The sequence below is a fragment of the Aquiflexum sp. genome (assembly GCF_041749095.1).
GTDB lineage: Bacteria > Bacteroidota > Bacteroidia > Cytophagales > Cyclobacteriaceae > Aquiflexum.
On the sequence record NZ_JBGTCA010000178.1, the window covers coordinates 1 to 10,180 of the forward strand.

Consider the following 10,180-nt stretch of genomic DNA (forward strand, 5'->3'; position numbering starts at 1 on the left):
GGCTTTGTAGTGAAGAAAGGTTGGAAGATTTTGTCTTTGATGGTGTCGGGGATGCCGGGGCCGTTGTCTTTGATGGAAATCTGTATTTTGTTGATAAGGTTTTTGGTGGAAACCGTCACCATAGGCTGTAGGGACATGGCATACCCCGTCCCTACAGCCTGAAAGGCATTATTGATGACATTCAACAGGACCCGACCAATATCCTGAGGCACCACATTGACTTTGGGGAGATCAGGATCAAAGTGAGTCTCATATTCTGCATTGAAAGAATTATCTTTTGCCCTCATCCCGTGATAAGAAAGTCTCAAATACTCATCCGCTAAAGCATTGATATCCGTCAGGACTTTCTCCCCAGTACTTGTTCGGCTATGTTCCAGCATACCCTTCACAATCGCATCCGCCCGCTTGCCATGGTGGTTGATTTTTTCCAAGTTCTGTTTGATATCCTCTAGAATCTCATCCTCCAACTTATCCTCATCAGTCCATTCTCTTGATTCTTGACTCTTGGCTCTTGATTCTTTAACCTCTACTATCATCTCACCACTGACCTCAGAAAAGTTATTCACAAAATTCAGAGGATTCTGAATTTCATGAGCGATGCCGGCGGTGAGCTGACCCAGAGATGCGAGTTTTTCCTGCTGAATGAGCTGGGACTGGGTGGCGGTAAGCTTATTTAACGAATCTTCAAGTTCATCATAAGCTTTTTCCAATACTTTGGTATGTTCTTTTTCCTGCTCAAGCTCCCTTTTCCGTGCCCGTTCTTGTTCCTTTTCAATTAACTTTCGCCGCTGAAACCGGTCAAAAGTTAAAATAATGGCAGCAACAATAAGCGTGTAAAGTACATAAGCCCACCAGGTTTGCCACCAAGGAGGAAGTATCATAATCCGTATCGAAGCCCCCTCGAGGTTCCAGACGCCCTCACTGTTGGCAGCCCGGACTCTAAAGACGTATTCCCCATGGGGAACTCTGGTGTAGTTTGCCCTGTGCAGCGTACCTGCATCACGCCAATCCGGATCGTATCCTTCCAACATATAAGCGTATTGATTTGATTGCGGATCACGGTAGTCGAGCGCTGCAAACTCAAAAGAAAAAGTGCTTTTATTGTGCGGAAGCCGAATTTCCCGGGATTTCCAAATTGGTGCCTGTAATGGCCCATCTGCTTCAGGGCGTACTGATTGACCGGCAACAATGAAATTCGTGAAAACCACAGGAGAAGGGGTGCCGGCCAGTTCAATCTTGTCGGGATTAAAAACAGTAATCCCATTGATTCCCCCAAAAATCAAATTACCAAACTGGTCACAATCACAGGATGAAACAAAAGGAAATGCATTGACACCATGTCTTGGCCCAAAAGAGTAGAATGACCTGGATTCTGGGTCAAAACGGCTCAATCCCTTTGAAGTTCCTATCCAAATATGTCCGTTTTTATCCCCAAGAATGCAGGAAACATAATTATCAGAAAGACCACTGTTAAAGGCAGTGAAATGTGTAAAGGTATTGTTCTTAACATCGAACCGATTGAGCCCCGAATTACTTGTCCCAATTAGCAGAAAGCCAGGTGCCTCCTCATAAATACTCGTAATGTATTCCCCATATAGGCTGTTCGGATTTCCGGGGACATTTTGAAATCGGGTAAAAGTTTTAGTTTCTTTATCAAACCTGTTCAGGCCTCCGCCCTCGGTACCGATCCAGATCACTCCGGGCTGGGTGGGAGCCTCATAAATGGTGGTTACATTCGAATGGCTCAGGCTTCCCTTATTGCCCGGTTCATTAGTATAGTGACCTACTTGGCCGGTTTCTTTATTTATGTTAAAAAGGCCGGTCCATTTGGTGCCAAACCACAATAGGCCCTCACTGTCCTCAAAAATGTAAACAACAGGCCCGACGTCTATGCCTGTATTTGTAGCGTCAACCAATACCGGAATGATTTCGTCAGTCCCCTTATCCATTTGATAGAGACCGCCGCGTCGTGCCGACTCAACTCCTTCATGACTGCCAAGCCAAAGAGTTCCATCTTTTGTTTGCTCAATGGCTGAAATGAAAATTCCGATGGTAGTAAATGTAGAATCCGCCCGATATGAAAAATTTCCATTTTTTAAATGCTGAAAGCTGACAATATTATTTTCAGGGCAACATGCATTGACACGTAAAATTCCGGAATCGTCTGCATCAAGTACATTCATGAAATTATTGGAATGCATTGGAATGAGTGCATAATGTTCGAAAAGCTTTCGGGTTGAATGAACTTTATCAAGTCCGCCAGGAGCCATACTAATCCAGTATGTACCGTCTTGTGATTGATACATTTTCCAAACATTAGTTGAAGACAGCGATGATGGATCATCTGGATTCGATTCAAAACGGATAAGTTTATCCGTCCTAGGATCGTAACGATTCAATCCTAAGCCATAACTTCCTATCCATATAGCTCCCTGATCGTCTTCATGAATGAAACATACGCCTCCCTCAACTTTTGTCTGGAAGTCGCTTATTGGCGGGCTAAGCTTATCAGGCTCTTCCGGGTTATAAACATGGCGGGTAAAAATCTCTGATTCACGGTCCATAGTATGCAATCCGTTATTCCAGGTGCCGATCCAAAACGTTCCTCCCGAATCTTCAAAGATACTCATGACGTGATTGGAGCTAAGGGTATTGGGGTCGTTGGGATCGTGAATATAACGGGTAAAGATTTCTGTTTCCCGGTTAAAACGGTGCAGGCCACCGGGGCCGGGATTGTTTCGTTCGTGGCCAAAGGGGCTGTTAGTTCCAATCCAAAATGTTCCTTGGCTGTCTTCAAACATGACCCGTACCTGATCATTACCCAGAGAGGTCGGATCATCAGGATCATACATATAGCGGGTGAATGTGCCTGTCTTGTCATCCATGCGATTGAGACCTCCCATCGTTCCAACCCAAAGTTGCCCCTTATGATCTTCCATGATCACCGTAACGGAATCCTGACTTATACTGGCAGGATTGTTTGGGTCATTTCGAAAGTGGGTAAACGTCCCTTTATCGGGATTAAATCGGTTCAATCCGCCCCCATATGTACCGGCCCAGAGCGTTCCCTCTCCATCAATATACACCGTTTCTACCCAATTTGAGGAAAGAGAAGTGGGGTCAGCAATATCGTGGGTATAATTGGTAAAAGAATATCCATCGTAGCGGTAAAGGCCGTTCCAGGAAGAAAACCACATGAAACCGTGTGAATCTTCTGCTATGCCATTTATATAATTAGCCTGATTTCCACCTGGTAGCTGAAAATGTTCGAACAGGTATGACGGTTGCTGCTGTGCGTAATTTTTTTCAGCCGTATTAAGAATAATGCAAGCACCGACTAAAATGACTTTTACAATACTGGTCAATGGTTTCATAACCCTGCATTTATTGTTTGTCTTCTTTTCTGTCAAGGCAAGTACCCTGTATTTTCTTTTTGTATTTACTTGAATCCTGATAAGCACTAACAGCTTCAGACTGGTATGCATTCTAGGATTTAAGGAGTAAAAAGTTGTTTGAATTAAATATAAATATAAGTAGTAACTATTTGATATTCAGTTATAATAAAAAAAAATTTACGAAAGAAAGCTTGAAAAAATAGAAGTGTTGAATCCTAAAAGATCAACTTATTAAAACCAAAAGAAAGGATAATCTATCTCGCCAATGGATCCGGCCTCATCTGAAAGTGGTACACCTTACTGGTAGTCCCTTTTCCGCCTTCCATGTGGAAAGGTGTCCGGGTACTGATGGTGGCCCATATCCCTCTTCCTTTCCAACCTCCATTAGGATCGTCGATCCTACCGTCCATCCATTTGGTATAAAATCCCAATGGATAGGGAACCCTTAGGACAACCCACTTTCCGTCTTTCAGGGCAAGAAGACCCTCCGAGCCGTTTCCGGTATTGATGGGGATGTTTTCACCCAATCCCAAAGTATTGAACTGATCCACCCAGGTATAGTAACTGGACTCTGCACTTCCTGATTCATCTAGCCCCTTTAATTGCGGAAGGGGTTCGGTATAAAAAGTCCACCCCTCCGGGCAATGTTGGCCGGTGGCGTTGGGACCATTCAGTGGCCCATTGCATTTCCTTCTGTCAAAACTGGCCATATGGCCGCTTGCCAAGGCTACCCATGCTACCCCGTTTCTGTCCACATCCATTCCACGGGGGGAATATCCTTCAACCGGATTTCCAGATTCATCGAGAGGAAGTTCGTAGTATTCCACCAATGCCGTTTCCACTGGATTTGACCCGGGTTCCAAACGTATTACTGCTCCGGGATAACCCAATGAAGAACCCCAAACTGAGCCATCAGGTGCTGGGGAAACGGCATAGAGGCCTTTGGAAATACGCTTGTCTTTGTTGGGATCTACAGGATCATTGGGTTCCACATAATCATCCCTTTTTCCATTGCCGTTGGTGTCCAATATCAGTGGTGTCCAGCCTTGGGAAGCTTCTTCGTCTCCGGTTTCCTCGTACATTTTGGTGTCCAACCAGCCTATGACCTGTCCGCCACCGCTTGTCCAAAGGGTATTGTTCTCATCTTCAGCAAACATCAGATGATGGGTACTGAAGCAAGTGCTGATATGCTTATATTCCTTGGTTTTGGGATCATACACCCCAAGATGGCGTCCCGAACGACTGACCGGAAATGCTTTGGCAGCAGGATGGTCAGAACCTTCCAAACAAAAAGCCGGGTTCTCAAATGCCCGGACAGCCGCCGTGATCCAAACCTTGCCCTTGTCGTCAAACATGGGGTTATGGACATTGGCCTGACTGTTCCAGATGGCTTCATCACCCCAATAGGGAGAAGAACCTGCCACCTGGGGCCCCGATGCAAGAGGTGTATTGGGATCTCTTACGGTCAATGGTACCTGACTTGCTTCATGTGTAGAAGGATCTAAGACGGGAAGATAATCCGCACTGGCTTCAAGAGCGCCATAGACAGGTCCATAGGGATACAAAGTGGGATTTCTCCGGTCTGTGGACACCACATCATGGAGATATGCTTTCGGGTCTGCCCAGTCCCATTGGGTAATGACCACATTTCTTTCTATACCTTCAGGTCTTGGCGGGGTTTTAGGAACTTCACCCTCCGCAATCCGGTCTGTCCAATCTGCAAACATCTTCAGCACGCCATCCCTTCCCAAATTCTGGATTCCTCCGATCATACTTGCACCTGCCTGTCCTGATTGCAGCCGCCTTTCCCATGCTTCTTCAGAAGTATGAAAGCTTCCGAGACTTTCCGGTATTTTCCTCGTTCCAATGCTGCCCATCTGATGGCAGGCCATGCAATTTCCTGATTTTATACTTCTTAGAAAATCCGCCCTTGTTTTGACATTTGGTGAAAAGCCATTGCCGTCAGGTCCGGTTCCGGGAAATTCGGTTACTTCAGGTGCCCGCAAAAGTGAAAACCAATAACCTCCCGGATAGTAATATGCCGCTGCCTGTGGATTTGGTGCCGTGACAGCTTTCAGATCAATGTTATTTCCGGGCGTCACCTCTTGTTTTTGGGAATCGATCAATCCATAGCCACGCACCCAAATAGAATAATTGGCAGCAGGTAACTCCGGGATCAAATACCTGCCCTGATCGTCTGAGACCACTATTTTGGCATATCTGGTTGGAAGGTCAAAAGTTTCGGCAATAACCCAAACCCCTGCTTCAGGTCCATTTGGTCCTGTCACCACACCGGCGATGTCAGAATTGCCGATCTCAATTTTTTCAGGAGAAGGTTGACAGGCTATCAAGAACCAAAAAAGAAAAATCCCACAGCAAAGGGGATTCATTTTTTGGAAATAGTTGAGTTTTAGTCTTCTGTTAGGAGATGAATAGTAGGTGAATTTTTGATAAATGTCCATGGCCGGATGTTTTGGGTTGATAAAGAGGAATTGGTTTTAAAAACCTGCTTTATCAAATTTATCATTTTGCGGAAACTATCCAAAGAAATGGGTTATCAAATAATTGAAATACAGGTTCTTAAAAGAAACTCCTTTTAAATAAAAGAATTACCCTAGATCTAATTGGAATATATTGATCTAAATCAAAATAGATGAAGAAGTCTAGTAGAGACTTCCGATGATGGGGATGAATATGAAATCAGACAAATAAAAAGGCTGATTAAAAATTGAAATTGACCCTGATCATATCAAATTGGTGAGGGTTGATATTGCACTTATATGTCAAACTTATCAGTCCTGCTTTGGCTCTTTGTCCTCAATGATCTTATTCAGTTCCACTTTCAGGTTTTCAAAATTGATAGGTTTAACAAAAAACTCCTTTGCTCCCAACTCGATGGCTTTTTCATAATTTTCAGAATCACCATATGCTGAGATCATGCTTACCGGTATTTGAGGAAATTTCGTTTTTAACTTATCCAATAATTCAAGACCCGTCATTCCCGGCATATTGATGTCAGAAAAAATATACATCACCTCTTTTGATTCACTTTTCTCCATGATTTCGAGTGCCTCATTTCCTGAAAAAGCAAACTCAAGTTCTATGGACCCACTTCTGATTTCTTTTCTGAGTTTTTGTTGAAACAATAACTCTACATCTTTTTCGTCATCAACCACTAAAAATTTCATTTCTCTAATAATTTTGGTGAATTTAAAATTTAATTTTCTATACCATTGTCTTTTTTGTCGGCTAGTGGAAAGTAAGAATCTCTTCCTTCAATTTTTAGATACAAATTTATGAATATTATGGTAATATTTCCAGTTTACAATTTAGCAATTTTCAGTGATATTATTTTTAGGTCACGCAACTTTATTAAAATCCGATAATCAGGCCTATTTTAACTATGGATAACATATGAGTGCAGGTAGAGAGATTTTATTTTTAGAGGCAAAGCCTCTGAACTCAATGATCCAAAGTCAAAGACTTCGGATAACGGGAATCGTTACTTATAAATCATTTAGGCTATAGTGAGCAAGAAACTCAATCAAAAAAGTAGTCCCTTTGCCGACTTCTGACATTACGCTGATCTCTCCACCATTTGCCTTTACGATGTCGTAACTTAAGCTCAGGCCTAATCCTGTTCCCTCTCCGGTGGGCTTGGTGGTAAAGAAAGGTTGGAAAATTTTGTCTTTGATCTTATCGGAGATTCCGGGTCCGTTGTCAGAGATGGAGATTTTTGCACCCTTTTCCCCGTGAGTATTGGTGTAGAGTGAGGTGGTGAGTGTGAGGGTAGGATATTCACTTTCCGGCATATCCTCATCATTAGGATTTTTCCTGTTAAGAACATAAAAAGCATTGTTGAAGATATTCAATAAGACCCGTCCGAAATCCTGTTTAATTATTTCGATTATAGGCAGTTCAGGGTCAAAATCTGTGATCAGTTTAATTTCAGCTTCCTTGTTTTTAGCTTTGAAACTTTGATAGGTCAGATTTAGATATTTTTTTGCCAGGTCATTCAGGTCAGTAGGCTCCTTTTCACCTGATCTGAACTTACTGTGATCCAACATACTTTGTACAATGGCATCCGCACGCTGTCCGTGGTGTGTTACTTTTTCAATATTTATTCTGATGTCTCTCAACAATTCATCTTCCAATAGATCATCCTCTGTTTTTCCGGCAGCTTGATTAAGTTTTTGCTGTTTGGCTCTTATTTCCTGTATCTCTAATATCATATCATAGCTTACTTCCGAGAAATTATTCACAAAATTCAAAGGATTCTTGATTTCATGGGCTACGCCTGCAGTAAGTTCGCCAAGAGAAGCCATTTTTTCCGAATGGATGAGTTGGGCTTGGGTGGACTTCAATTGGTCCAATGCCAACTCTACCTTTTCCCTTTGGGAGTGAATCTCTTCTTTTTGGGATTGGAGTAGCCGGTTGGCTTTTCGTTTGGCCAGGTTGTTCCGGAAAAGGGAAATACTGATAAAAAGAAACATGAACAATCCTGCAAAAGCAGCAAAAATTACAATCCGTTGATTGGATACCGCTGCATTTTTCAATTCCGTATCTTTTTGGAGCAGTTCTATTTCAGCTTCCTTTTGGCTCAGCTCAAATTCAAACTGAAGCTGCCTGATCATATCTTCTGTACTGGATTTTGCGATTTCCTCCTTGACTGATTTTGCATTGATTTCATTTTCATAAGCAGTTCTATAATCCCCGACCAATGCAAACAATTCTGATAAGCCTTCATAAGCATCCTTTAATTCATTTTTGGCATCGACTTCTGCAGCAATAATTCTTGCCCTTTCCAATGATCTGATAGCTTGCTGGTAATCTCCCAGTTTTTTTTGGGTTTTTGCATAGCCGATAAGACTTTGGGTCAATTCAAATTTGGCTTCCAGTTTTTCAGAGATACCCAAGGCCCTTCGATGGTAACTGTATGCAGTTTCGAATTCGTCCAAGGCACCATATATTTCTCCCATTTGTGTAAGAGGAAAAGTTGCATCAATGGTGCCGTCGCAAAGTTCCAAAGCCACTTGATGGTAGTGCAAGGCAGAATCATATTTTAATTCCAAAAAGTAAATTTCTCCAATATTCATGGCTACTGTTGGGATGCCATCTTCATAATCGATTTCCTCAAAGACTTCCAGGGCCTTTTTATATGAATCCAATGCATCATCAAGTGTACTTTCGGATTTTTGATAGACTGTACCAATATTGTTGAAACAAGTTCCTATTCTTCGTTTATCGCCTATTTCTTCAGCAATCTTCAGGGACTGAAAGTGAAATTCCAAAGCTTTGGTACTGTTTCCCATTCGGTAATAAATGGAGCCCAAGTTGCTTAGGATATTGGCTTCTCCGGCCTTGTCTTTGAGATCCTGATATTCATTAAGCGATTGCCTGAATATAAAAATAGCATCCTGAAAATTACCCTGATTGGCCAATGCCCTACCTTGGACATTGTAGGCATCAGCCAGACCCTTTTTGTAATCTATCTTGAGGGCTAACAGGATGGCATCATCAAGATAATGGATTGATTGGTTGATGTCCGAATTCATTAATTCCTGGCCTAAATCAATATATGCCCTAACTTTCAAGCTGTCATCTTCAGTGGACTTGATTACCCACAATAGGCTGTCAGCTTTGGGGGTTTGGGACAGGCAATTCACCGAAGTAAAAATGATGAATAAAAATAAAATTAGAATAAACCTAATAGGTATCATTTGACAGTTTATTAATAGAGGAGATCCGTTATCGATAACTCTTATTTCACTTATTTTGTCCAAACTTTCTGTTTTTTATTTCAGCGATTGAATATAATCATCAAGACCGGATAAATTTTGTTGATCACTGATTTTCATTTGATTTTGTTGTGGAAACTGATTTTTGATCCGAAAAAGACTATCAAAAGTCGCATGGAATTACAGCAAGAAAGCTCAATCTTATTATTGATGATTGGCGAAGCCCAGTCTGAAGAAAATTCTTGTCGTTTGTGTCTAATAGTTCTTCGAATCCATTTATAAATTGGTGCATTTGGGTAGAAATGCCACAAACCAAAAAATCATTATATCCTGTCAACTTCTTCAATAAACAATACAGGTCTTAGCTTAATGCTTCCGTCACTTTGAAGTAGATGGGTCAATACGATTTCCCCTTCTTTCATGATTGATAATCAGGATTAGGCTCTTTAACCATATTTATAGAATAATCGGGTTCATTGTCATCATAAGCAGATGATAGCGACCTGCCTGAAAATTGATACCATTCATTTTGTTCGTTATCTTCCAATAATATCAACAATTTCACTTTTTGGTTTTTTATTTTGGGAAGATGGTCAATTTTAAGTTCACCTTTTTCATCAAATGAAGCTGTGGTTTTTATTGCACGCATAATTTAGTATTTTAATAAAGTTACATTTATTCTAAGCATTCGGCAAATCAATAACAAATAAACAGCCATTCCCATCCAAATTTTCCACCCTAATCTCCCCCCCATGTGCCTTCACAATATCATAACTTAAACTCAATCCCAGTCCAGTTCCCTGACCTGTAGGTTTGGTAGTGAAGAAAGGCTGGAAGATTTTGTCTTTGATGGCGTCGGGGATGCCGGGACCGTTGTCTTGGATGGAGATTTCGACCCACTTCCCGTCGCTACCCCCAGCCCCTAAAGGGGAGCCCTCCCACAGCTTGGTGGTGACGATTACCAGTGGCTTAAAACCCTCCAAGGGTTCCAAACCCTTGGAGGGTTGTTGGTTGGTGGCCTGAAAAGCATTATTGATAATATTCAAC

The 10,180-nt window shown here is 42.0% G+C and carries 6 protein-coding genes; all 6 read right to left on the minus strand.

The features are described 5' to 3' along the window. The coding region (locus ACEW8O_RS08840) for a two-component regulator propeller domain-containing protein (RefSeq protein WP_373494261.1) at nucleotides 1-3,374 on the minus strand (3,374 nt) is incomplete at its 3' end. Nucleotides 3,375-3,649: 275 nt separating this feature from the next. Further along, entirely contained in the window at nucleotides 3,650-5,857 is a 2,208-nt protein-coding gene (locus ACEW8O_RS08845) for a hypothetical protein (RefSeq protein WP_373494262.1), read from the minus strand. 330 nt (nucleotides 5,858-6,187) lie between these two features. Further along, on the minus strand, nucleotides 6,188-6,583 hold the full coding sequence (locus tag ACEW8O_RS08850) for a response regulator (RefSeq protein ID WP_373494263.1): 396 nt from the start codon (nucleotides 6,581-6,583) through the stop codon (nucleotides 6,188-6,190). A gap of 318 nt (nucleotides 6,584-6,901) precedes the next feature. Continuing rightward, complete coding sequence (locus ACEW8O_RS08855; RefSeq protein ID WP_373494264.1) at nucleotides 6,902-9,061, minus strand: tetratricopeptide repeat protein; 2,160 nt, start codon at nucleotides 9,059-9,061, stop codon at nucleotides 6,902-6,904. 490 nt (nucleotides 9,062-9,551) lie between these two features. Continuing rightward, nucleotides 9,552-9,782 (minus strand): hypothetical protein, encoded by a 231-nt coding sequence (locus tag ACEW8O_RS08860; RefSeq protein WP_373494265.1) that lies wholly within the window; start codon nucleotides 9,780-9,782, stop codon nucleotides 9,552-9,554. Between the two features lie 31 nt (nucleotides 9,783-9,813). After that, nucleotides 9,814-10,180 (minus strand): sensor histidine kinase (locus ACEW8O_RS08865; RefSeq protein WP_373494266.1); only part of this gene is annotated, 367 nt, incomplete at its 5' end.